Below are 23,907 nucleotides of genomic sequence, written 5' to 3'. Positions count from 1 at the left end.
GTGGGCTCGACCCCAACTCCCTCCTGTCCGCCGATCACCTCAACCCGTGACACCAGCTCGCGGGCCCGCCGAAGGCGGCGAGGACACAGCCGCGGCCGGAGGCCGTGTCCTTTGGCCGGTGGTCAGTCGGGGAGTTCGGGGTGGGTTTGGGATTGGATGGCGGACCAGCGGCGGCGGCAATACCAGAGGCCGATGAGGCCGAGGCCGAAGCCGGCGACGGTGACCCACAGCCACCATTCGAGGCCGTCCTTCGCGAGTTCGTCGCGGAAGATCAGTACGACGAGGAACGCGACCGCCCAGGCGACGATGCCGGTGATCACGGTGGGGATGCCGGACAGGTCGAGCGGCTTCACCTCGGCGTGCACCAGCTCGCCGCGGGCCAGCTGGCTGGTCGGGTCGGTGCGCTTCTTCTGCGCGGACTGCTCGTCTGCCACGGGTCCACCTTAACCGCCGGGTCGAGCCTGTTTCGGGTCAGTGCTCGCAACTTGCCGGTGGGACCTGGCACGATTCCGCCATGAGCTCGCCCCAGGCTGCCACCGCCCGTGACCGCTCCAACTTCGTCGACTCGTTCTTCAAGATCAGTCAACGGGGATCCACCGTCGGCCGCGAGGTCCGCGGCGGGCTGGTCACGTTCTTCACGATGGCCTACATCGTGGTGCTGAACCCGCTGATCATCGGCACCGTCAAGGACGGCGCCGGCCAGTACGTCGGCGGCGGCACGGACCCGACGGCGTCGATCGCGAAGATCGCGGTCGCCACCGCGCTGGTGGCCGGCGTGGTCACCATCCTGATGGGCCTGGTGGCGAACTTCCCGCTGGCGCTGGCGACCGGGCTCGGCCTGAACGCCTTCATCGCGTTCTCGGTGGCGACCAAGATGACCTGGGCCGACGCGATGGGCCTGGTGGTGCTGGAGGGCATCATCATCTTGATCCTGGTGCTGACCGGGTTCCGCAAGGCGGTGTTCGAGGCCGTCCCGGTGCAGTTGAAGGTGGCGATCAGTGTCGGCATCGGCCTGTTCATCGCGTTCATCGGCGTGATCGACGCGGGCTTCGTACGGCGTCCTGCCGCGCTGACGGGTCCGCCGGTCGAGCTCGGTGTCGGTGGCAACCTTCGCGGCTGGCCGGTGCTGATCTTCGTGTTCGGCCTGCTGCTGATCATCACCCTGTACGCGCGGAAGGTGAAGGGTGCGATCCTGATCGGCATCCTGGCGGCGACCGTGCTGGCGATCGTCGTCGAGTCGATCGTCTCCGTCGGCGCGCGGACCACGGAGAACCCGGGCGGCTGGGGCCTGAGCGTCCCGAAGCTGCCGGACGACTGGATCAGCCGCCCGAACCTGGACACCCTCGGCGAGTTCAGCCTGTTCGGGTCGTTCGAGCGGGTCGGCGTGGTGTCCGCGCTGTTGTTGGTCTTCACGCTGATGCTGGCCGACTTCTTCGACACGATGGGCACGATGACCGCGATCGGCGCGGAGGCCGGCCTGCTGGATGCCGACGGCAACCCGCCGCACGCTCAGCGGATCCTGATCGTCGACTCGGTCGCGGCCGCCGCCGGCGGTGCCGCGTCGGTGTCGAGCAACACGTCGTACATCGAGTCCGCGTCGGGTGTCGGCGAGGGGGCCCGGACCGGGTTGGCGAGTGTGGTGACTGGGATCTGCTTCCTGATCTCGATGGTGGTCGCGCCGCTGGTCACGCTGGTGCCGTACGAGGCGGCGACGCCGGCGCTGGTCCTGGTCGGGTTCCTGATGATGACGCAGGTGAAGGGGATCGACTTCGACGACATCGAGGTCGCGTTCCCGGCGTTCCTGACGGTGATCCTGATGCCGTTCACGTACTCGATCACCGCCGGTATCGGCGCCGGCTTCGTCTCCTACGTCATCCTCAAACTGGTCCGCGGCAAGGCCCGTCAGGTGCACCCGCTGATGTGGGTGGTCTCGGTCCTGTTCGTCATCTACTTCGCCATCGGCCCGCTCGGCGACTGGCTCACCTAGGCGCGCAACCGAAGGTACTCGGCGCGGGCCGTGAACAGGTCGCGGAGTTCGGCGGCGATGGTGTCGAGGAACTCTTCGCGGTACGACGAGTCGGTCAGCAAGGCGATCGAGTAGTACAGGCCGGTGAAGTTCGCGATGCCGACGGCGACCTTCGCCAGGCCGGCGCTGATCACCATCGGGTGCCCCAGCAGTTGTACGTCGTACGACCAGCCGCCGGGATCGATGCCCCAGCTCTCGTAGATGTGCCGCGTGATCGCGAGCATGCCGAAGGCAACGAAGAAGAGGCCGACTCCGGTGCTCACCACCAGCGTCTGCACCCACTGACGGATCACCAGGCTGACGCTGAGGTTCAGCCGCTGGAGCCGCCGCAGCGGCGGGCCCGAGTCGACGTCCCGCTCGATCGCGTCGAGCTCTCTCGGCAGCCGCACCATCAGGAACAGCGTGCTGAGCAGGGTGAAGGCGGCCACCGAGAACAGGATGAACGCGACCGGCATCCCGGTGAACACCTGCCACATCTCGGTGTTGATGAACAGCACGAGCGAGAACACCAGCAGCAGCGGGAGGGCCCGGACCATGCTGGCGATCGAGTTGGCCAGGTCCCCGGCCAGCCGGCGCAGGCTCCAGTACGTTGTCGCGATCAAGCCGTAGCCGATCACGACGTAGGCCATGCCGACGAGCACGAGGTTGCTGAAGGCGATGCCGAAGAACTGGCGGACCTGGCCCTCGGTGGCGAGTGGGAGGAGCGCGGGTAGCAGGACGAACACGGACAGCTCCGGGATGCCGAACCGGGTCGGCAGCGACCAGAACGGGCGGCCGCGAAAGCCGTTCAGCAGCCCGAACCCGAGGATCAGGACCACCAGCGCGACGCACGCGAACAGCACGTTCTGCCAGACCGGCCAGTTCAGTGAGGTGGCGCCGAGCATCTCGGCCAGGAACACCAGCACCAGCAGCGGGGTGGCCCGGGTGAAGATGTCGTGCGTCGGCGAGAAGTCCTCGATGAACAGCGGCAGCCCGGCCCGCCGGAACCGCTGCTCGTACCGCTCCAGCTCAGCAGGTGTCCCCATGCTCGCGAACCCTAGCGTGCCGGGCCGGGAGGGCCGGGAATACCGGCGGCAGTCTGCCGTTTTCTTTAGCAAAGGTAATGAGTTAAGGTAAAGAACATGCCCGAAGTCGTAGCCCAGCAGGTGAAGAGTGACGTCGGGCTGGCGAGTGCCCTGAGGTCGTCCACGCTCCGGCTGTCCCGGCAGATCCGGCGGCAGCGCGAGCCGGGCCACGAGCTCACCGCCAACCAGCTCAGCGTGCTCGGCGCGCTGGCCAAGCACGACGCGATGACGATCGGCGAGCTGGCCGCCCACGAGCAGGTCAAGCCGCCGTCGATGACGCGGATCGTGTCGAACATGGAGGAGGCGGGCCTGGTCGTCCGCCGGCCCCACGCGACCGACAAACGCCAGATCGTGGTCGAGCTGACCGCGGCCGCGGACGCCCTGATCCTGGCCAACCGCCGGCGCCGCGACGAGTGGCTGCAGACCAAGCTGAAGCAACTGACCCCCGAGGAGCGCGACATCCTGCGCAAGGCAGCACCTGTTCTCGAACGCCTGGCGGCCACATGAGTCCGACCTTCCACGCGTTCAGAGTCCGCAACTTCCGTCTCTACGCCTCCGGTGCGATCGTCTCGAACGTCGGCACCTGGATGCAGCGCGTCGCCCAGGACTGGCTGGTCCTGGAGCTGACCCACTCCGGGACGGCGCTCGGCATCGTCACCGGTCTCCAGTTCCTGCCGTCCCTGCTGCTCGGCCCGTACGCCGGACTCGTGGCGGACCGGTTCCCGAAGCGCCGGGTGCTGACCTGCACCCAGATCGCGATGGCCACGGTCGCCCTCGTCCTCGGCGGGCTGACCGTCAGCGGCCTGGTCGAGCCCTGGCACGTGTACCTGCTGGCCCTGCTGTTCGGCGTCGGTACGGCGTTCGACGCGCCGGCCCGGCAGTCGTTCGTGGTGGAGATGGTCGGCCGGGACGAGCTGGCCAACGCGGTCGGGCTGAACTCGGCGTCGTTCAACGCGGCCCGGCTGCTCGGCCCGGCGCTGGCCGGTCTGCTGATCCACTGGATCGGCACCGGACCGGTGATCATGATCAACGGCCTCACCTACGGCGCGGTGATCCTGTCGCTGCGGCTGATGCGGGTCAGCGAGCTGCACACGCCGAAACCCGCGGCCCGGGACAAGGGCATGATCCGCGACGGCATGCGGTACCTATGGCGCCGGCCGGAGCTGATGATGGTGCTGGTCACCGTGTTCTTCGCCGGGACCTTCGGGCTGAACTTCCAGATGACGTCCGCGCTGATGGCGACCGAGGTGTTCCAGAAGGGCGCGGGGGAGTACGGCATCCTCGGCTCGATCCTGGCCGTCGGCTCGTTGTCCGGTGCGCTGCTGGCGGCCCGCCGGCGCCGGATCCGCGCCCGCCTGGTGATCGGCGCGGCCCTGGCGTTCGGTGTGATGGCGGTGGTCAGCGGCCTGATGCCGACGTACCTGACCTACGCGGCGGTGCTGCCGCTGGTCGGCCTGACCTCACTGACCATGCTGACCGCGGCCAACGCGACCATGCAGCTGAGCATCGAGCCGACCATGCGCGGCCGCGTGATGGCGCTCTACATGACGGTCCTGATGGGCGGTACGCCGATCGGGTCGCCGCTGATCGGCTGGGTCGGCCAGTCGTTCGGCGCCCGCTGGTCGCTGATCGTCGGCGGTGCGCTCACCGTGCTCGGCACGGTCGGCTCGGTGCTGTACTTCTCGCGCCGCCGCGGCCTGTCGATCCGGCCGCGCCTGCTCCCGCGTCCGCGGCTGGACGTCCTCACGCAGAGCGAGGTGCTGGGCGAGAAGGCAGTCGTCACCGAGGTCGTCCCGGCCGAGTCACCGGCCGGACCGTCCAGGGACGTCGGGCCGCGGGTGGCCTAGTTTCGCGTCACCCCCACAATGGGGTGTGACTCATTACGACCTGGTGATCATCGGGACCGGCTCCGGGAACACGATCGTGAACCGGCGGTTCGCCGACTGGAAGGTGGCGATCGTCGAGCGCGGCACGTTCGGCGGCACCTGCCTGAACGTCGGTTGCATCCCGACCAAGATGTTCGTGCACACCGCGGATCTCGCCGCGGTTCCGAGCGTGAGTTCCCGGTACGGCGTCGACACCGAGCTGACCGGGGTCCGCTGGACCGACATCAGGGACCGGATCTTCGGCCGGATCGACCCGATCGCCGCGGGCGGCTCGGAGTACCGGCACCACCACGCCGACAACGCCAACGTGACCGTGTACGACGGCACCGGCCGGTTCACCGGGCCCAAGGAGCTGACCGTCGACGGCAAGGACGGCGAGACCCGGGTGCTGACCGGGGACAGGTTCGTCCTGGCCGCCGGCAGCCGGCCGATCGTCCCGTTCGTCCCCGGTCTGGCAGAGGTCGGGTTCCACACCTCCGACACGATCATGCGGATCGACGAGCTGCCGCGCAGACTCGGCATCATCGGCAGCGGGTTCGTCGCGGCCGAGTTCGCGCATGTGTTCTCGTCGTACGGCGTCGAGGTCACGATGATCGCCCGGTCGGGGCTGCTGATGCGCCACGAGGACACCGAGATCGCGCAGCGTTTCACCGAGATCGCTCAGGGCAAGTACGACGTACGCCTCGACCACGACACGGTCCGCGCGATCCGGCGTGCGGACGGCGCGATCGCTCTGGAGATGCTCAGCCCGGAGGGCGTCGACGAACTCGTGGTCGACGAGGTCCTGGTCGCGGTCGGCCGGACACCGAACTCGGACACCCTCAACCTGGACGCCACCGGTGTCGAGGTCGACTCGGAGGGACGCGTGATCGTCGACGAGTACCAGCAGACGAACGTCGACGGCATCTACGCGCTCGGCGACATCACCTCACCCCACCAGCTGAAGCACGTCGCGAACCACGAGGCCCGGGTGGTGAAGCACAACCTGCTCAACCCGACGGACCGGATCACCGCCGACCACCGTTTCGTCCCGCACGCCGTCTTCAGCTCACCGCAGATCGCCGCCGTCGGCCTCACCGAGGAGCAGGCCAGGGAGCGCGGGATCCGGTACGTCGTGGGGCGTCAGCAGTACGCCGACATCGCATACGGCTGGGCGATGGAGGACACCACGGGTTTCGCCAAGATCCTGGCCGATGCGGACACCGGCCAGATCATCGGCTGCCACATCATCGGCCCGCAGGCGTCCTCGGTGATCCAGCCGGTCATCCAGGCGATGAGTTTCGGCCTGGACGCCTACTCGATGGCCCGCAACCAGTTCTGGATCCACCCGGCCATGTCCGAGTTGATCGAGAACGCCCTGCTGAAGCTCGAACTAGAGCCGAAACGCTGAGATCACCTCGCCGGCGGTCTCGAGTGTGTCGAGGTCGGGGAGGCTGATCATCACCTCGGCGACGCCGGCCTCGGAGAGTTCGCGGAAGCGGCCGATCTGGTCGGTGACTGTGCCGGCGTTGACCGACGCGGCGTAGCGGGCCGGGTTCTGGTTGCGCGGCCGCAGCTTCTCGACCAGTTCGTCGACGTGCCGGTGATCTTTGCCCACCAGAGTGGTGGACAGATGGGTGACCTCGACCGGGCGATCGGTCAGCTCACGCACGTAGTCGACGTGTTTGCGGACCTGCGCCACATCTCCGAAGACGTTCACGGCTTCGGCGTACCGAGCCGCCAGGCGCAGCGTCCGGCGACCACTTCCGCCGACCAGCAAGGGCAAACGCTCCTGCAGCGGTCGCGGATAACACGTCGTGTCGGGTACGTCGAGCACCGCACCGCGGAACGGTTTGTTGCCTGGTCCCCACAGAACCGGCAGCAGCTGCAACGCGTCCTCCAGGACCGCGTAGCGCTCGGCGACCGGCGGAAAAGTCCACCCGTAAGCCTTGTGCTCCTGCTCGAACCACGCGAGCCCCACACCGCAGACCGCACGCCCACCACTCAGTACGTCGAGCGTCGCGGCGATTTTGCCCAGATGGGCCACGTTCCGATACGTGATCCCGGAGACCAGAGTCCCCAGCCGCACCCGCGACGTACACGCGGCCAGATACCCGAGCGTCGTCCAGCTCTCCAGGAAGTCCTCCCAGGCCCGCCCGACCTGCGGAATCTGCCGGAAGTGGTCCATCACGTAGATCGCGTCGAACCCGGCGGCTTCGGCTCGGGACGCGACCTCACGGATCCACGAGGCCGTCCCGGCCCGCCCGGCCTTGTGCGTGTAACTGCTCAACTGCAGCCCGAACCGCAACCCCGTCGGTGTCTCCGACTGCCGGGTCGCAGCCGCCCCGGCGTCCACGAAGGCCGTCGGTACGACGCGAACCACGGCCGGCTCGAGGACGTCGTCGTACCCCTCCAGCGGCAACTCCTTCTTCACCGCCGCCCAGGACCGCAACTGTGACGTCAGCACGTCGGCCGGGATCCGCTTCGAGCGGGTGCGATTGCGCGCCCGGCACTCGGCGGCCGGGGTGTCGAAACCGACCGCGACACACGGCATCCCGGCCTCCCGGGCCAGCCCGAGCCATCGCAGCCGCCGCTCCCGGTCGAGCCCGAGGGTGTCGATCACCGTCGTCAACCGGCGGCCGATCCGTTGCCGCACCACCTCTTCCAGCAACGCGAACGCGTCGGCACTCGCCGCGAGATCGTCCTCCCCGGCGCCCACCAGAGCGCGCAGCCGATCGCTCGACACGACCAGGTCCGCCGCGAACCGCTCCGCCGCCCACGTCGACTTGCCTGAGGCCCCCGGCCCGACCAGGATCACCACACACGGCGACGGCAGCTTCAGCTCATCCACAAAAGCAGTTTCACCTATCGCTAGCATTTTGGGATGCGATTGTTCGTGGCCGTGGTGCCACCGATTGACGTTGTGGAGGATCTGAGCGAGTTCGTCGAGCCGCGGCGGGAGCATCCGGATGACGACATCCGGTGGGCCGCGGACGAGCACTGGCACATCACCCTCGCCTTCCTCGGTGAGGTGCCGGACTGGAAGATCGAAGAGCTGGGCGAGCGGCTGGAGCGGGCCGCCAAGCGGCAGAAGCCGTTCGAACTGCAACTCACCGGAGCGGGCGCCTTCCCGGGCGTCCCCGACGCGCGGGTGCTGTACGCCGGGGTGCGCGACGAAACCGAGTCGTTGAGGCACCTGGCGATGACGACGCGCTCGGCAGCGAATCGCGCCGGCGTCACCGTGGAGGGACGGAAATTCACCCCGCACGTCACGCTGGCACGGTTGCGCCGGCCGATGGACGCCACCCGCTGGGTGCGGATCCTCGACACGTACGACGGCCCGTCCTGGACCGCGGGCAGTCTGCAACTGATCGAGTCGCGCCTCGGCGAAGGGCCGGGCCGCACGTCGGCGTACACAACAGTGGGCGAATGGGACTTCCTGGGTTAGCGCCTACCGTGAGGTCGCCTGAGCCTCCCACTCCTTGGCTATCCCCTTGAGCAGCGGTGGATAGACGAAGAGGTAGCGGAACGGCAGGATGGCGGCCATGTAGAGCCGGCCCAGCCGACCGTTCGGCTTGACCAGGACGGCCATCTGACCGTGGTAACCGCCGGCGCTGGCGGAGCTGTCGGTGCTGTCGGGGACCCAGGCCAGGTGCATGACGGCGTGGCAGGTCTTGTTCGACAACTCGGCGGCGAACTCGTTCCCGGTCAGGAAGACCGAGCTGAAGGGGAGCCGGTCGAACTCCGGCCCGGCCGGGCCTTCGCGCAGGTCGGCGGGCAGGCGGTCGCGCAACGTGGCGACCCGCTTGCCGACCTTCGCGTCGGGGCTGTCCCAGCCGAGCACTTCACCGAGTTTCCACCGGATCGAGAACAGCATCCGGGCGATCCACGACGGGTTGTCCCCGGTGTCGCCGCTCGACATCATCCCTACCAGCTTCGGGAAGTCGTCCGGACCTCCGGGCGTCGGCAGTGCCCAGACATCCTCGACGGTGAAGCCGTGGTCGATCTCGTGCATCCGCCACGGCGGATCCGTGTACGCGGTGTTCGGCAGCTTCATTGCTCTCCTTCGGTAGGACCGAGCCCGAGCACACCGGCGACCGCGCGAACGGCGTACCGTTCGTCGTGCGGCACCTGCCCGCCAAGGGCGATCACAGTGCCTTCGAGCGCCCCGACGAAGGCGCTCGCGACAACTTTGGCCGGCGCTCCGGACGGGAGTGCTCCGGTACGGCGGCCGGCTTTGACCAACCCGGCGACCAAGGCGACCAACTGCTCGTAGTTCTCCTCGACCTGGTTGCCGACCGGATGATCCTGACCGCTGAACTCCAACCGCAGTGCCACAGCGACCCGCGCGATGTCGCGACGGCAGAACACCGCGTGCCGGCGCGCCAGCGTCAGCAGAGCCTGCACCGGGTCGGACTCCTGGCGGACGGCGTCGCCGACCTCCCGGTCCCAGGTCTCGATGATCCACGCGCGAACCGCGAGCGTGAGCTCTTCCTTGTTCTTGAACAGGTGGTAGAGCGCGCCCCGCGTGTAGCCGGCGTCCGCCGCCACCTGCTCGAGCACGAGGTTTCCGTAGCCGTAGCGGGACAGTCCGCGGGCGGCCGACTCCAGGATCGCCGCCCGGGTCCGGGCCCGCCGCTCGGCCTGCGTCGTACGCATCTGTCCTCCCGGTGGAAACCTACGTACATGAATGTATGTAAGTTCGCGACCCGGTGCAACGTGACCGCGGCAACACGAAGGGGGCCTCCCGTGGTGGGAGGCCCCCTTCGAATGGTGACTGTTTACTTGACGGCGCCCGCGGTGACACCGGCGACGAAGTGGCGCTGGGCCAGCAGGAAGCCGATGACGACCGGGATGCTGACCACCAGGGCGGCCGCCATGATCTGGTTCCAGTAGATGTTGGTCTGGGTGGAGTACTGCCGCAGGCCGACCGACAGGGTCCGGTTCGCCTCGGTCGTCATCACCGACGCGAACAACACCTCACCCCACGCGGTCATGAACGAGTAGATTGCCACCGCGATGACCCCGGGCCGGGCGGCCGGCAGCACCACGCGCCAGAGCGCACCCATCGGCCCGCACCCGTCGACCAGCGCCGCCTCGTCCAGTTCGCGCGGGATGCTGTCGAAATACCCGGCCAGCATCCAGATCGAGAACGGCAGGCTGAAGGTCAGGTAGGTGATGATCAACCCGAGCCGCGACCCGACCAGTTGCAGCCCGAACTCGTTGTTGATGTTCACGAAGATCAGGAACAACGGCAGCAGGAACAGCACACCCGGGAACATCTGCGTCGACAGCACCGTGGTGGTGAACACGGTCCGGCCGCGGAAGCGGAACCGCGACACCGCGAACGCGGCCAGGATCGCGATCGCCACCGAGAACGCCGTCGCGGCCACCGAGACGATCGTGCTGTTCACGAAGTACCGGGCCAGCGGGACCGTCTGCCACATGTCCACGAACGGCGCCAGCGTCAGGTTCGACGGCCACCAGGTGAACGCGCCCTGCACGTCGCTCAGCGGTTTCAGCGACGACGTGATCATCACGTAGAGCGGGATCAGCACGAACAGGCCGAGAACGCCCAGGACGACGCCGCGGTAGATCTTGAAGCCCTTGGTTACGGAGACGGACTCACGCACGACGTGACCTCCTTCCGGTGAACAGCAGATAGGCGCCGGTGACGATCATCAGGAAGATCAGCAGCAGCACGGACATCGCCGCACCGGAGCCGAAGTTCCAGGTCAGGAACGACGCGTTGTAGATGTGGAAAGTGATCAGGTCCCCGGCCGGCGGCTGCGCCGTACCGAACAGCACGTACGGCGTGTTGAAGTCACTGAACGTCCACAGGAACAGGACCAGGACCAGGACCAGGTTGACCGGTCGCAGCGACGGCAGCGTGATGTTGCGCCACTGCCGCAGGTTGCCGGCGCCGTCCACCGCCGCGGCCTCGTACATGTCGCGCGGGATGCTCTGCAACCCGGCCATCAGGGTCAGGAACGCGAACGTCCACAGCTTCCACACCGCCACGACGATGAGGGAGACGAGGGCGTTGCCGCCGATCAGCCAGAACGGCCGGTCGGTCGCGAGGCCGAGGTTGTCGACCAGGATGTGGTTCACGATGCCGGTGTCGCGCTGCAGCATGAAGTTCCAGGTCAGGATCCCCGCGTACGCCGGGAGCGCGTAAGGCACCAGGAACAGGGTCCGGACCCAGCTCCGGCCGCGGAACGGCGGCTGCAGCGCGACCGCCGCGGCCATCCCGAACACCCAGGACAGCCCGACGGTGATGAGCGAGAAGGCGACGGTGACGCCGAAGGACTTCAGCAGTCCCTCACCGACGGCGTTGTCGAAGTCGACGGCCACCTTGTAGTTGCCGAGCCCGGCCCAGGGTGCGGCGGACCAGTTCGCGATGTAGAACTTGGTCAGTTTCACGAAGCTCATCCAGATCCCGACCAGCATCGGGACGATGTGGATGAGCAGTTCCATCAGCACTGCCGGAGCCAGCAGCAGGTAGGGGAGCCACCGGCTCAGACCGGGCCGGCGCTCCAGGCCGCCGCGGTTGGTCTTGGCGGCTTTCGCCGGGGCTTCCGTCGTGGCGACGGCCATCCGGGTCGCCTCCTGTTCCTTCGGTTCGAGGTGGTCGACTGACGCGGTCGGTGGCCCGGGCACGAACCGGCCCGGGCCACCTGGTGGTGCGTCAGCTACTCGCGGCCACCTGATCCTCGGCGGTCTTCAGGGCCGCCTTCACCTCGTCCGCGGTCACCGTCCCGCCGGTGGCGATCTTGGCGAACATGCCGTTCATCGCCTTGCCGACGGTGCTCTCGTACTGGTCCTCGGCCGGCACCAGCGGCAGCGGCTTGGACTTGGTGTTGTAGATGTCCTGGAAGATCGCGGCCTCCTCGGCGTTGTCGGTGAAGACCGGCTTCGCGTCCTTCAGCACCGGCAGCGAGGCGAACGGCTTGCCCAGCGTGGTCTGGGTCTCAGGGTCCGTCATGAACTTCACGAACTTCAGCGCCGCGTCCTTGTTCTTGGTGTTCTTGAAGATCGACAGGTTGATCCCGGCCACGTGGCTGGCGGTCTGGTTCGCCGCACCCTGCGGCGCCGGGAAGGGCACCACGCCGTACTCGCTGTTCTTCATGCCGTTCGCGGCGATCGAGGAGTCGGCGTTGTTCTGGTTGATGATCATCGCGACCTTCTTGGTCGCGAAGTCGTTCACCGACTTGGTGCCGTTGTCGTACTGCGCGTTCGACGGGTTCGCGACCTTGTCCTTCTGCATCAGGTCGAGGTACCGCAGGACGCCCTGGACGTTGCCGTCACCGGTGAAGGTCGGCTTGCCGTCCTTGTCGAACCAGTCGGCGCCGTTCTGCGCGGCGTTGATGAACGCGAAGTGCACGTTCTCGGTGTAGCTGCCGGCGGCCAGCGCCATACCCCACTGGTTCTTCGCCGGGTTGGTCAGCTTCTTCGCCGCGGCGACCATCTCTTCCCAGGTCTTCGGCGGCTGCAGGCCGGCCGCGGCGAACATCGCCTTGTTGTAGTACAGGCCGTACGCCAGGCCGTAGAGCGGGACCGAGGTCGGGTCGGTGCCTTCCTTGCCGCCGGTCGCCAGGGCCGTCGGCACGAACTTGTCCTTCCCGCCGATCGCGTTCATCGCGTCGCCGTCGAACGGCAGGAACGCGTCGGTCGCCTGCAGCGACGCGGCCCAGGTGTTGCCGATGTTGACCACGTCCGGCGCCTGGCCGGAGGTGATCGCGGTCTGGATCCGGGTCTGCAGGTCGTTCCAGCCGATCACCTCGAGGTTGACCTTGACACCGGTCTCCTGGGTGAACTTCTGCAGGACCGGGGTCAGCACCTCCTTGTCGTTGTCCAGGCTGGTGCCCTGGTTGCTGGCCCAGTAGGTCAGCGTGGTCTCTCCACCCGTGCCGCCGCCGGAGGAATCGCCCGAGTCGCTGCCACCGCAGGCGGCCAGGCTGATTCCCAGGGCGGTCGCCGCTACCGCGGCTACAAGCGAACGCAGTCTCACGTCGGACTCCCTCGTCCCGTCGAGCCTCCGCGGACCTGCGGAGGCGGATCGGCCCCATAGTGGCCTAACCGGTTAAGTTTCGAAACCCTAACCGGTTCAGTAGGCAGTGCTTCGTTACTACCTCGTGATGGAAACCAACCTTCACCCCGCCATGTCAGGACACAATCTGACACGCTCTGGGTTCGCCCGACTTCAGAGAGTCTTAACGTTCGCCCGAACCGACCTCCCGCACACGCTCCCGCACAGCAGGGGACAACCCCTGGTGTTGCCGGTTCTCCCCTCGTGACAGCTGGGGAGAAGGATCAGCTCGAGGGGATATCCGCTCGAATGTCAGCGGCGGGGCCGGAGGACTCCCGGGCGCGCAGCTCACCGGCGGGAGCTTCTTCGTGCAGCTCGGTCTCGCCACCGGCGACCCGGAGCAGGAGATCCGCCGCGGCGCGGCCGCGTTCCATCGTCTTCTGGTCGATCGCGGTGATCCCCGGACGCGCCAGCTCGCACAGCGGCGAGTCGTCCCACGCGAGGATCGACACCTCACCGGGTACGGCGGTGCCGAGCTCCGTCGCCACCCGCAGCGCGGCCACCGCCATCAGGTCGTTCCCGAGTACGATCGCGGTCGGCGGGTTCGGGTCGGTCAGCAGCCGGCGGGTCAGCTCGGCGCCGTCGTCGTACCGGTAACTGCCTTCGATGTGCCGGACCGTCATCCCGCGCCGCCCGGCCTCCTCGTGCAGCATCCGCACCCGCAGCTGCTCGTGGACGAAGGTGAACGGCCCGCTGATGTGCGCGACGTCGCGGTGCCCGAGCCCGGCCAGGTGGTCGAGCAGCAACGTCACGGTCTCGACCGGAGAGCTGATCAGCCGGCCGACCTGGTCGTCGGGATCGTTGGAACTGACCACCACACAGGGCATCCCGAGCTCCTTCAGCAGCGGGATCCGGGGGTCGTCGTCGTGCTCGTCGAACAGGATGAACCCGTCGACCCGGCCCTGCCTCGACCATCTCCGCAGTACGTCGAGATCCTCGCCGTGCTCACCGGTCAGCCGCAGCAGCAGCGAGGAGTCGACCTCGTTCAGGTACTGCTCGATGCCGACCAGCGTGCGCATGTAGAACGCCTCGGTCGAGATCAGCGCGGGGTCGCGGGCGATCACGATGCCGATCGTGCGGGTCCGGCTGGCCGAGAGTGCCACCGCGGCCGAGTTCGGGTGGAAGCCCAGCTCCTCGGCCAGGTCGAGGACCCGCTGCCGGGTCTCCTCGCTGACCCCGGCGCGGCCGTTCAGGGCGTACGAGACCGACGCCTTCGAGATGTGCAGACGGCGCGCGAGGTCGCTGATGGTGACTCGCCGGCGCCCGCCACCGTTCGCCGGACCGTCGTCGGCGCTCTCCCCGAGGGCCTTGGATCCGGGTGTCGTCATGTCTGCCTGGTACCCCGCACAGGCGAGAGGGTAGCAGCGCCATTTCGGGGCTGGCGTGCGCCGAAAGGTTTGGATAGCGTTTTCCCATGACCCCTGGTGAACCGTTGCGACTGGATTTCCTGCCCTGGGAGTACGCGCGAGTGGCCTCCGGCGAGGAGCGTGATCGCCAGGTCGAACGGCAACAACGGCTCGGTGGGTCGCTGTCGCTGGCCGACGACGTGTACATCGCCGAGTCGGCGGCGGTGTACTGCGACGAACTGCGGATGGGGGAGCGGTCGTACATCGCGGCGCACGCGTACGTGACCGGTCGCGTCTCGCTCGGTTCCGACACCACGATCAACCCGTTCTCGGCCGTCCGCGGCAAGGTCACCATCGGCGACGGAGTCCGGATCGGCGCGCACACGTCGCTGCTCGCGTTCAACCACGGGACCGCGCCGGGCCAGCCGATCTTCCGTCAGCCGCACACCTCACTCGGCATCACCGTCGGCGACGATGTCTGGATCGGCTCGAACGTCACGGTGCTGGACGGCGTGACGATCGGTCCGCACTCGATCATCGGCGCGGGCGCGGTCGTCACCAGGGACGTGCCGGCCAACACGATTGCCGCGGGCAATCCGGCGCGCGTACTGCGTTCCCGCACCGCGGCTGCCAAACCCGTCGGCGACCTGGCGGATCGGCTGGCTGCCTTCACCGCCAAGGCTCGCGAGCAGGCGGACGACGTACTGAAGCGGTGCTGGGACGGCGAGCGCTTCGTCGACCGGCCGGGACTCGATCACGAACCGGCGATCCGTCCGTGGTGCGACGCCGTAGAAATCGCCGACCTGCTGCTGCGTCGTACCCCTGAAGGTCACACCCGCGACGACCTGGTCCGCCGGCTCCGGCACCGCCAGGATCCCGAGACCGGACTGGTCTCACCGGGAGACCTCGCCGACGCCGGCCTCGACGTACCCGCGCATGACAAGCTGTCCGTGCTCGAGGGGCCGGCCGGTTATCACGTGCTCTGTGTCGGCTATGCCCTCCAGCTGCTCGACAGTTGCTTCGAGCATCCGATCCGGACGGACTTCGCGCCCGGCGAGCTGGAGCGTCAGCTCGACAACTTGCCCTGGGCAAGGCAGGCCTGGTCGGCGGGTTCCGGAATCGATGCCCTCGGCACCGCTCTGGCCCGGAACCTCGAGGATCACGGGGAATCAGGACCGCTGGAGACCTTGATGGGTTGGCTCCTGGTGCGGGCCGATCCGGACTCCGGAATGTGGGGCTGGCCGCATCCGGACGACGGTTGGCTGCAGGTCGTCAACGGCTTCTACCGGCTGACGCGGGGTACTTACGCCCAGTTCGGGCTGCCACTGCCGTATCCGGTGCAGGCCGTCAAGACGCTGCTTGCTCATAGCAACGACCGGCGGGTGTTCAGCGGTGACGGCTACAACGCGTGCAACGTACTCGACGTCATCCACCCGCTGTGGCTGGCCGGCAAGCAGACCAACTTCGGTCGTGCGGACGGTGTTCGCTGGGCCGAGGACCAGCTCAGCCGGATCCTCGATCGCTGGGTCGACGGGCAAGGGTTCGCCTTCGCGCCGGACGGCACCGACGACCGTTCCATCCCCGGTTTGCAGGGCACCGAGATGTGGCTGGCGATCATCTGGCTACTTTCGGACTACCTGGGGCTGTCCGACGCCGTCGGCTACCGTCCGCGCGGCGTCCACCGGCCCGAGCCGCTGGTCAGTCCTCGCTGAACGTCCTGGGCTGGCAACCACCCCCTGCCCTGACGTCCACTGGGTGGGGGTCTATTAGCCTGATCGGGTGGACCCCCGCACCCGTCGACTGGTGACCTCTCTCGTACTGGCCGCACTGGTCGCCATGGTCGTGATCGCCGCACTCGTCCGCTGACGCCTCTGCGGCTAACGTTCTACCGCATGAGCACCGTGACCGGAGCGCGTTCGACATACTTGATGCGAGCGGGGTTGGTGCGCAATGTACGGTCCGGCGAACACCTGACCACTTTCGTCGTGTCCGGTGTCGCGACAGTCCTGATCACCCGCCTGTTCCTCGGGCTGAGCGGCTACCCGCAGATCGGTGGCAAGGGTCTGCACATCGCGCACGTCCTCCCGGGCGGGCTGCTGATGCTGGTCGCGATCTCGCTGCTGCTCGCGTACGTCGGTCCGGTCGTCCGACCCGCAGCCGCGCTGATCGGCGGGGTCGGGTTCGGGCTGTTCATCGACGAGGTCGGGAAGTTCGTCACCTCGGACAACAACTACTTCTACCAACCGACGGCGGCGATCGTGTACGTCGTCTTCGTGCTGATCGTGCTCGGCAGCCGGTTCCTCACCACGCGCCGGCCGATCGATCCGCGGGAGCAATTGGCGAACGTGGTCGACCACGCCGTCGAGGGGGTCGCGGGCGGTCTGTCACGCCGCCGGCTCGCGCAGGCGTCGGAGCAGCTTCGTCAGGTGGGTGCTGAGGTGCAGGGCCGACGCGAAACCCGGGACCTGCTTGCTGCGTGCCCGGCGGACGAGGTGGAGCTCGCGGCCCCGGTGGACGCCGCGTGGCACGCACTTCAGCGGGGGTTCGACCGGTTGGCGACCCGTCCACTCGCTCCTCGGATCGTAGTCGCCGTACTCGTCTTCCAAGCGATCGGTGCGCCCGCCATCGCGGCCGGGCTGCGGTTCGACGACGGCCTCTTCATGGACTTCCCGGTACTCGGTGTGGCCGCCGGGAGCCTGCTGTCGGCGTCCTTCACCGTCCGTGGTGGCTTGCAGCTGCGGAGGAAGAACAGGGCTCGTGCGGTCCGGTTGTTCGAGTTGGCGGTGCTGGTGTCGCTGCTGGTCACGCAGGTGTTCCAGTTCGCCGGCACGCAGTTCGCAGCCGTCGGGGGGATGCTGCTCGATCTGGTGTTGCTGGGACTGCTGAGTGCCGAGGCGGACCGGCTGCGCCGCAAGGAGGCCGAGGCGATGAAGGCTAGGACCTTGGGACTGCCACCGGATCCGAGCCGGCCGCCGTTTCCGCAGGACCCGTCGGATCCCGTGTGACCTTCCAGCTCTCGTGGCGGCCGATCAGCAGCGGTGACATGGTCGCGACGAAGTAGACCGCACCGGCCGCGAACAGTGCCGGCACCAGGCCGATGCCGGCGATGGCCGCACCGGCCACGACACCACCGAGTGGTACGCCGGTCCAGCACACCGCGTCCGCCAACGAGTTGACCCGGCCGAGCATGTGCCGGGGAATCCGCTCGATGAAGAGCGCACCCAGCACCGGGTTGATGAACCCGGCTCCGATGCCTCCGACGGCGTACACGGCCATCAGCGCCCACACCGGCGCGTCGAAGGCCATCACCACGAAGCGCGGCGCACCACAGATCAGGAACGCGAGGGTGAAGACCAGCTTCCGCGGGATGCGGTCGCCGACCGCCGACGCGACCAGTGCGAACGCAGTGGCGGTCACTCCGAACGACGTGAGGATCAGACTGGTGTGCCCGGGGCCGAAGCCGTGCTCTCTGATCCAGACAGGCAGCAGTACGGCGCCGATGGCAGCGTCGAGCAGATTGGTCACCGCGATCATCAGGACGAGCGGCATCATCAGCTTGTCCTTGCGCAGGAACCGCCACCCCTCTGCCAGCCGCTGCCGGTAGCTTCCGGTCTCGTCGGACTCGTCCTCGGTTTTCCGGTGCTGCTTGGGGATCCAGCGGGAGATGAGTACTGCGCAGACACCGAACGAGGCCGCGTCGATCCACAACGCGTTGACCTCGCCGACGAGGGTGATGAGCGCTCCCGCGATCGCGAACGCGATGAACCCGGCCAGACGCTCGGTGGTGCTCTCCGGACCAGTCACGCGCTCCAGCGGGACGTTGGCTGCTTGTGCAATGTCAGGGATGAGCGTGGCCTTGGCCGCGTCACCCGGTCCGCGGAGTGCTCCCGCTATCGCGACCAGGACCAGCAGCATCGGGAAGGACAGCGCGTTCAGCGTGTGCAGCAAGGGGATCATGGCGACGACACCCGCGCTGGCCGTGTCCGCGATCACACTGACCCGGCGAGGGCCGACCCGGTCGATCAACGGCCCACCGATCGCCTTGAAGACCACCAGCGGCGCCATCTCCGCCAGCGCCACCAACCCGGTCTTCAACGGCGAACCGGTCGTCACCAACACGAACCACGGAACGGCGATGGCGCTGACCCGAGTCCCGCAAATCGACACGACGTTGGCCACCAAGAACGCCGCCAACGCCCCACGTCCAGCCTTCACCACCCCACCCACCTCACCCCTCAACTCGAACCGCCCACCACGAACGACCGCCACGAGCCGCCCGCGAGCCGCCCGCCACGAACCGACTACGAGCCGCCCACCACGAGCCGCCCGCGAACCGCCCACCACGAGCCGCCCGCGAACCGCCCACCACAAGCCGCCCGCCGCGTTCCCCTGATCCGCCTACCGACGCCCCGCCGGGCAGGCGGCACTCGTCGCCCCTGGGGCCCGCATCACGGCCGGATCGCCAACCGTGGCCGGCTCATGCCAACCACCCGTCCGGCGCTCCGCGTACCTCAGCCCAGGCAGGACGGCTCACGCCGTACGGCGGCTCATCGGGTCTCCCGCGGGTACGCCTGGATCTGGACCGACACCTGCTCGGCACCCTCCGGCAGGGGAGCGGTGAGGTCCGGCGTCTTGTACTTCTCCAGCACCGCCAAGATCTCCGCCATCATCGCCGCGAGCTCCTCCGGCCTGAGGTGGAAGATGAAGTCGGACAGCATGCTCGCCTCGCGCCACGCCGGCGGCAGCGTCTGCATAGCGTCGATGAACCCGAACATGTTCTCCGCGTACGTCTGCCCGATCCCGTGCAGGTAGCCCATCGTGAGCTCCGGCTCCTGCTCGAGCAGTTCGGCCACGTCGAACGCCGTCCCCTGGTGCGCCGACTTCCACCACCGGTCCCGCGCGTTCCCACGGCTGTCGTCCTCCACCACGAGCCCGGCCTCGGCCAGTTGCCGCAGGTGATAGCTCGTCGCGCCGGTGTTCACGCCCAGCCGGCCGGCCAACGTGGTGGCGGTCTGCGGCCCGTAGATCCGCAGCAACCCCAGCATCCGGTTCCGCATCGGGTGAGCCAGCGCCCGCACCAGGTGCCGATCCAGCCGGACCGTCGTACCGCTCACCGCAGCCTCATCCTCAGGCGCCTCAGGCGCGTCAGCCGTCTCGTCACTCATGCCGACGAGACTACGACTCCAAAGGCGCTTTGCAAAGAGTTTTTGCAAAGCAATCATGCAATCAGTTTGTCCACAGCTCGCAAACAGCCGGCCGGGGAGCCGCGGAAGCGCGGCATCTTCTCTGTCGACAACAGGACCGAGAGGGCCGCCGGCACCCCGGAAGGTGCGACGAGCCGCCGGACCGTACGACGAAACGGAGAGAACGACCCATGCTGCGAGTGATGCTCGAGGACGCCGACTACTGCGACGTCCCGGCCGACCTGATGACGTTCGAGGACGAGGCGGTGGTGTTCTGGCGCGACGGGGAAGTGGTCGGGCGGCATCGCCAGGCCCGGATCCGCTCGCTCGAGGTGCTGTCGACCCGCTCGATGACCCGCAAGATCGAGGCCGCCCGCAAGAACCACCCGAACGCCTTCCGCGTCTGGACCGCCGAGGAGGAGCAGACCCTCAGTGACCTCTACCGCAACGGCGCCACCAAGGACGAACTCGTCGAAGCCCTCGGCCGCCAACCGGGCGGCATCGCCACCCGCCTCCGCTCGCTGGGTCTGCTCAAGGAAGACGAGAAGCTCGAATGACGACCCCGCCGAAGTCTCAGGCAAGCGGCAGTTCCCGGACAGGTTGTGCCGACCGTTGCGTGGCAGCGGTTGGGTGGACGCTGTTCGGCGTCGGGCGAGACCGTTTTGTGATCGGGATGAGGGGTCGGGGACAATGGCGCGATGCAGGCAGACGTGGATCCGGTGCTGAGCTCCGGCGAGCCGGGCGCTGGTTCCGGGGCGGAGTCCGGCGTGCGCGACGTGATCCGCACGGCTCTCCTGGACGAGTCCGCCCTGGTCCGCGCGGTCGCCTCGGGCCGCCGCCGCGGCCTGGAACCACCGGACTACCAACGCGTCGAGCTCCGGTACGTCGACCTCAAGTCGGTCCGTCACCTGCAGATCACCGAGTACGACGAACGCCAGGCGCACGCCCGCAACGTCGCCGGCCAGGAGATCGCCAAGGCGGTCGACGAACTGCTCGACCTGCCGTACGGGAGCTGGCACGTCGCAACGACGACCGAGACACTCCGGCTTCGCTACACCAAGAAGGGCAAGGAGCTGCTCCACCGCCAGGCGGAGACCCGCGAGCAGGAGACCAGCCACGACCGGGTGAAGCAGCGGGTGCTCGACCCGGCCGCGCCGTTCTTGATCGAGCTCGGGATCAGCGATCACCACGGCCGGGTGAAGCCGTCGCGGCAGGCGAAGTACAAGCAGATCGAGGAATTCTGCAAGCTGCTCGCCCCGGCCCTGGACGATGCGATCGGGGCGGGCCGGATCCCGGCCGGCAGGCCGCTCCATGTGGTCGACCTCGGCTGCGGCAATGCGTACCTCACGCTCGCCGCCTACCACCTGCTGACCTCCGCGGGTCACGACGTACGCATGACTGGTATCGACCACAACCCGGCGGCGCGCGAGCGCAACACCCGGGTGGTCACGGCCCTCGGTTGGCAGGAGCACCTTCGGTTCGTCGACGCCACGATTCAGGCCGCCGAGCTCGACGTACGCCCAGACGTCGTACTCGCCCTGCACGCCTGTGACACCGCGACCGACGACGCGCTCGCCAGGGCGGTCGGCTGGGAGGCTCCGCTGGTCCTCGCGGCTCCGTGCTGCCATCACGACATCCAAAAGCAGCTCAAGAGCGTCACACCACCGGCGCCGTATGCGCTGATGACGAGATATGGCATCGTTCGTGAGCGGTTCGCCGACGTCCTGACGGATACGCTGCGGGCGGCGGTGCTGCGACAGGTCGGATACCGGGTGGAGGTCGTGCAGTTCGTGGACAGTCAGCACACTCCGCGCAACCTCCTCCTTCGCGCCGCCCGGACCGGTGCCGCCCCGACCCCCGATCTCCAGTCCGAGTACGAAACCCTGATCCGCGACTGGCACGTCACCCCGCGCCTGGCCCAACTCCTCCTGCCGGAGTCGCCCAGCACCGCAGGCCCGTCTGTGGCGCCCTCCTCCGGTGCCGGCGCGGAGGTGGTTCCGTGATGCGGCTTCGGGCCGGTCTCGCGCTGATCGCGGCCGGTTTCTTCAGCCTGGCCGGTACGGCGCTCCCAGCCGACGCGACCGCTGCACCGCAGGCTGGAGTGCAGGTCCCGGCGGCGGATCCGACGCCCGGGGTGAAGAAGCTGTTCACCATTCGCGACGAGCGGGTCGACGAGTCGTCCGGGATGGCTAAGAGCCAGAAGTACGAGAGGCTCTACTGGACGGTGAACGACGCGGGCGAGAACGTTCGGGTCGTCGGCGTCGACACCACCGGCAAGGTCCTGGCGGTGCTCAGCTTCAAGGCGGACGTCCGCGACGTCGAGGCCATCGCGGTCGACCGTGACGGAACGATCTACGTCGCCGACATCGGCGACAACAAGGCCACCCGGGACATGGTCGAGATCTATGCCATCCCGGAGCCCGATCAGCTCGGCGAGCAGGACGTCCGCTACCGCCGGTACGACTTCACCTACCCCGACGGCGCCCACGACGCCGAGACCCTGCTGGTAGAGCCCGGCACCAACCAGCTGTACATCGTGACGAAGTCGTCCAAGGCCGGCGCGATCTATTCAGCTCCGCCTGCCCCCTCCCGTGAAGGCACGAACGAGCTCACCAAACTCGCCCCCGCACCGGCCGGCACTTTCACCGACGGCACGTTCCTCCCGGACGGCCAGCGAGTGGTACTTCGGACGGAGACCGGCGTCTCCACGATCGCCTGGGGAGACAACCCGACCCTCGTCGCGACCGCGAACCTGTCGTCGGCGCGGGGCGAATCGGTCGCCATCGGCCAGACGAGCGACTCCATCCTGGTCGGCACCACCAACAACGCCGTCTACCGGGCCCCGATTCCCGCCAAGCAGGCCTCCAACAGCACGCCGCCCGCCGCGTCGGCGACCCCCAAACCGGCCACCGCCTCCGACTCGAGCACCGAACCGGGCAAGAGCCACAACCTCCGCTGGATCCTCATCGGCGCCGCCCTCTTCGCCCTCGTGATCACCGTCATCACCTTCCCCCCAGGCCGCCGCGAACGCCTCGACCGCATGGCCGAAAACGCCCGCCTAACCGGCCAATCCCCACCCACCCCCCACCGCCGGCCGCCCCTGACCCCACCCACCCCCACCGCCCGACACCCCCACGGCCGCCCACCCCCAAACCCGCCAAACGCCCCCACCCGGCCACCCCTCCCCTGAACCCACCGGGCGTCACCCAGCCTCACCCGGACCCGCCGCACCTACCCGGATCCGCCGCACTCTGCACCCGCGTCACCCGCTTCACCCGACGCCACCCGGACCACCGGAGCCCACGGAACCCACCCGGGCCTACCAAACCACCCGGACCCACCGTCCCCGCACCCGCTTCACCCCGTCGTGTCGGCCGGTGAACCTCTAGAACGGGCCGGTCTGCTGACCGTCTGCGCCTATGACGATGAACCGGAGTACTTCGTCGTAGCGCCCTTCCCTCAGCCAGTGAGCGAAAGCAATCCGGGCTGTCGGCGGCATCTCGAGGTCCGTCGGATCCGTTGCCAGATCGAACCACCGGAGATCCCCTTCGGCACATTCACCAGGAACCGGTACGCCGGGCCGGAGCGTGGCAGTGAAGTAGTAGGTGTGGCGAAGCTCGCTGCCGGTGTCCCTCAGCGCCACGTACCGCAGAGCAAGATCACAGATCTCGTCCGGAACAACGCCGACCTCCTCCTCCATTTCACGAAGGACACCAGCTGCCGGATCGTCGATCTTACCGGGCGCGATATGGCCGCCGACTCCCACCCAGGAGTCCTCAATCGCGCGCGAGCCCTTCCGGTGGAGCAACAAGACCTGTCCGTCGCGGACCAGGAACATCGAAGTCATCAACCGACTAGTCCGCAACGTCACCCGCCGGACCGTACCCCGTCCAGAGTTTCCGTACCGCGGCCGGTCAAGAAGAGTTCGTTGCCGTAGCCCGCCCGGCGCACAGCGAGGCGATCCGCCACCGGTACGACGACGCCATCGAAGCCCCCCAGCGGCGCCGACTCCTTGAGCCACTGAAGCGGCCTCCACCACAACCGCTCACAGCTAATCCTTTGCCTAGCCCCGGGCGGTCAGCCGAACACAAACCTCCAAAGCACCGGCTGGGAGCTACCCGCAGGTACCAACACCGCCCGCGGCACCGACACCCACCCCGAGACACGAAACAGCCGCCAACCCAACCCCCGAACCGGCGGCTGCTCGCGCACGAATGAACTTGCCGGCGACCCACCCCGAGACACGAAACAGCCGCCGACCCAACCCCGGGCCGGCGGCTGTTCGCTGTATGGATGAGCTTGCCGGTGACCCAAGCGGCCGGGCCGGGTGGGCT

The 23,907-nt window shown here is 68.1% G+C and carries 22 protein-coding genes; 10 read left to right on the top strand and 12 right to left on the bottom strand.

What is annotated here, in order from left to right:
• Positions 1-122: 122 nt before the first annotated feature.
• Positions 123-434, bottom strand: a complete 312-nt coding sequence (locus ACYVOK_RS00640) for a DUF2530 domain-containing protein (RefSeq protein WP_460660217.1) — start codon at positions 432-434, stop codon at positions 123-125.
• An 80-nt stretch (positions 435-514) separates the two neighbouring features.
• Here ACYVOK_RS00640 and ACYVOK_RS00635 point away from each other — a divergent pair, with 80 nt between their 5' ends.
• Complete coding sequence (locus tag ACYVOK_RS00635) at positions 515-1,987, top strand: NCS2 family permease (protein WP_460660216.1); 1,473 nt, start codon at positions 515-517, stop codon at positions 1,985-1,987.
• Here ACYVOK_RS00635 and ACYVOK_RS00630 read toward each other — a convergent pair.
• Complete coding sequence (locus ACYVOK_RS00630; RefSeq protein ID WP_460660215.1) at positions 1,984-3,051, bottom strand: hypothetical protein; 1,068 nt, start codon at positions 3,049-3,051, stop codon at positions 1,984-1,986. The two genes, ACYVOK_RS00635 and ACYVOK_RS00630, sit on opposite strands and share 4 nt — an antisense overlap.
• 96 nt (positions 3,052-3,147) lie before the next feature.
• Here ACYVOK_RS00630 and ACYVOK_RS00625 point away from each other — a divergent pair, with 96 nt between their 5' ends.
• The 3 genes from ACYVOK_RS00625 to ACYVOK_RS00615 are packed head-to-tail and all read left to right on the top strand — an operon-like array spanning position 3,148 to position 6,366.
• Positions 3,148-3,597, top strand: coding sequence for a MarR family winged helix-turn-helix transcriptional regulator (locus ACYVOK_RS00625; protein ID WP_460660214.1), 450 nt, complete (start codon positions 3,148-3,150; stop codon positions 3,595-3,597).
• Positions 3,594-4,937 (top strand): MFS transporter, encoded by a 1,344-nt coding sequence (locus ACYVOK_RS00620; RefSeq protein ID WP_460660213.1) that lies wholly within the window; start codon positions 3,594-3,596, stop codon positions 4,935-4,937. Before ACYVOK_RS00625 ends, ACYVOK_RS00620 begins: the two co-directional genes overlap by 4 nt.
• 25 nt (positions 4,938-4,962) lie before the next feature.
• A complete protein-coding gene (locus tag ACYVOK_RS00615; protein ID WP_460660212.1) occupies positions 4,963-6,366 on the top strand; it encodes a mycothione reductase in 1,404 nt (467 codons plus the stop codon).
• On the opposite strand, the gene ACYVOK_RS00610 is transcribed toward ACYVOK_RS00615, so the two are convergent.
• The gene (locus ACYVOK_RS00610) at positions 6,349-7,806 is read right to left on the bottom strand and encodes an LLM class flavin-dependent oxidoreductase (protein ID WP_460660211.1); all 1,458 of its coding nucleotides are present in this window, start codon (positions 7,804-7,806) and stop codon (positions 6,349-6,351) included. The genes ACYVOK_RS00615 and ACYVOK_RS00610 overlap by 18 nt on opposite strands.
• A gap of 33 nt (positions 7,807-7,839) precedes the next feature.
• Here ACYVOK_RS00610 and thpR point away from each other — a divergent pair, with 33 nt between their 5' ends.
• Positions 7,840-8,403, top strand: a complete 564-nt coding sequence (gene thpR, locus ACYVOK_RS00605) for an RNA 2',3'-cyclic phosphodiesterase (RefSeq protein ID WP_460660210.1) — start codon at positions 7,840-7,842, stop codon at positions 8,401-8,403.
• A 3-nt stretch (positions 8,404-8,406) separates the two neighbouring features.
• Here the strand turns inward: thpR and ACYVOK_RS00600 are convergent, their stop codons facing one another.
• The 6 genes from ACYVOK_RS00600 to ACYVOK_RS00575 all read right to left on the bottom strand — a co-directional run bounded on the left by ACYVOK_RS00600 (position 8,407) and on the right by ACYVOK_RS00575 (position 14,372).
• A complete protein-coding gene (locus ACYVOK_RS00600) occupies positions 8,407-9,012 on the bottom strand; it encodes a DUF2867 domain-containing protein (RefSeq protein ID WP_460660209.1) in 606 nt (201 codons plus the stop codon).
• A complete protein-coding gene (locus ACYVOK_RS00595; RefSeq protein ID WP_460660208.1) occupies positions 9,009-9,614 on the bottom strand; it encodes a TetR/AcrR family transcriptional regulator in 606 nt (201 codons plus the stop codon). Before ACYVOK_RS00595 ends, ACYVOK_RS00600 begins: the two co-directional genes overlap by 4 nt.
• 122 nt (positions 9,615-9,736) lie before the next feature.
• Positions 9,737-10,588 carry a carbohydrate ABC transporter permease gene (locus ACYVOK_RS00590; RefSeq protein WP_460660207.1) on the bottom strand — a complete coding sequence of 284 codons (852 nt, stop codon included), beginning with the start codon at positions 10,586-10,588 and terminating at the stop codon, positions 9,737-9,739.
• The gene (locus ACYVOK_RS00585) at positions 10,581-11,552 is read right to left on the bottom strand and encodes a carbohydrate ABC transporter permease (protein ID WP_460660206.1); all 972 of its coding nucleotides are present in this window, start codon (positions 11,550-11,552) and stop codon (positions 10,581-10,583) included. Before ACYVOK_RS00585 ends, ACYVOK_RS00590 begins: the two co-directional genes overlap by 8 nt.
• 91 nt (positions 11,553-11,643) lie before the next feature.
• On the bottom strand, positions 11,644-12,966 hold the full coding sequence (locus ACYVOK_RS00580; protein ID WP_460660205.1) for an ABC transporter substrate-binding protein: 1,323 nt from the start codon (positions 12,964-12,966) through the stop codon (positions 11,644-11,646).
• A 302-nt stretch (positions 12,967-13,268) separates the two neighbouring features.
• Positions 13,269-14,372: a LacI family DNA-binding transcriptional regulator gene (locus tag ACYVOK_RS00575; RefSeq protein ID WP_460660204.1), complete on the bottom strand. Its 1,104-nt coding sequence runs from the start codon at positions 14,370-14,372 to the stop codon at positions 13,269-13,271.
• A gap of 86 nt (positions 14,373-14,458) precedes the next feature.
• On the opposite strand from ACYVOK_RS00575, the gene ACYVOK_RS00570 reads away from it, so the two are divergent.
• Positions 14,459-16,102 (top strand): acyltransferase, encoded by a 1,644-nt coding sequence (locus tag ACYVOK_RS00570; RefSeq protein ID WP_460660203.1) that lies wholly within the window; start codon positions 14,459-14,461, stop codon positions 16,100-16,102.
• 231 nt (positions 16,103-16,333) lie between these two features.
• Complete coding sequence (locus tag ACYVOK_RS00565) at positions 16,334-17,395, top strand: hypothetical protein (protein WP_460660202.1); 1,062 nt, start codon at positions 16,334-16,336, stop codon at positions 17,393-17,395.
• Here ACYVOK_RS00565 and ACYVOK_RS00560 read toward each other — a convergent pair.
• A complete protein-coding gene (locus ACYVOK_RS00560; RefSeq protein WP_460660201.1) occupies positions 17,325-18,605 on the bottom strand; it encodes an MFS transporter in 1,281 nt (426 codons plus the stop codon). The genes ACYVOK_RS00565 and ACYVOK_RS00560 overlap by 71 nt on opposite strands.
• A 332-nt stretch (positions 18,606-18,937) precedes the next feature.
• Positions 18,938-19,555 carry a helix-turn-helix domain-containing protein gene (locus ACYVOK_RS00555; protein WP_460660200.1) on the bottom strand — a complete coding sequence of 206 codons (618 nt, stop codon included), beginning with the start codon at positions 19,553-19,555 and terminating at the stop codon, positions 18,938-18,940.
• A gap of 209 nt (positions 19,556-19,764) precedes the next feature.
• Between ACYVOK_RS00555 and ACYVOK_RS00550 the strand changes: the two genes are divergently transcribed.
• The 3 genes from ACYVOK_RS00550 (at position 19,765) to ACYVOK_RS00540 (ending at position 22,763) form a co-directional block, all read left to right on the top strand.
• The gene (locus ACYVOK_RS00550) at positions 19,765-20,130 is read left to right on the top strand and encodes a hypothetical protein (RefSeq protein WP_460660199.1); all 366 of its coding nucleotides are present in this window, start codon (positions 19,765-19,767) and stop codon (positions 20,128-20,130) included.
• Between the two features lie 141 nt (positions 20,131-20,271).
• On the top strand, positions 20,272-21,576 hold the full coding sequence (locus tag ACYVOK_RS00545) for a class I SAM-dependent methyltransferase (RefSeq protein WP_460660198.1): 1,305 nt from the start codon (positions 20,272-20,274) through the stop codon (positions 21,574-21,576).
• Entirely contained in the window at positions 21,576-22,763 is a 1,188-nt protein-coding gene (locus ACYVOK_RS00540) for a hypothetical protein (protein WP_460660197.1), read from the top strand. The genes ACYVOK_RS00545 and ACYVOK_RS00540 overlap by 1 nt, the downstream gene beginning before the upstream one ends.
• 195 nt (positions 22,764-22,958) lie before the next feature.
• Here ACYVOK_RS00540 and ACYVOK_RS00535 read toward each other — a convergent pair whose 3' ends face one another.
• Complete coding sequence (locus ACYVOK_RS00535; protein ID WP_460660196.1) at positions 22,959-23,420, bottom strand: NUDIX domain-containing protein; 462 nt, start codon at positions 23,418-23,420, stop codon at positions 22,959-22,961.
• Positions 23,421-23,907: the final 487 nt, after the last annotated feature.

The sequence above is a fragment of the Kribbella swartbergensis genome (genome assembly GCF_054784135.1).
The sequence above is the reverse complement of the archived record's forward strand: the minus strand, read 5'-3'. Positions and strand labels throughout refer to the sequence as shown.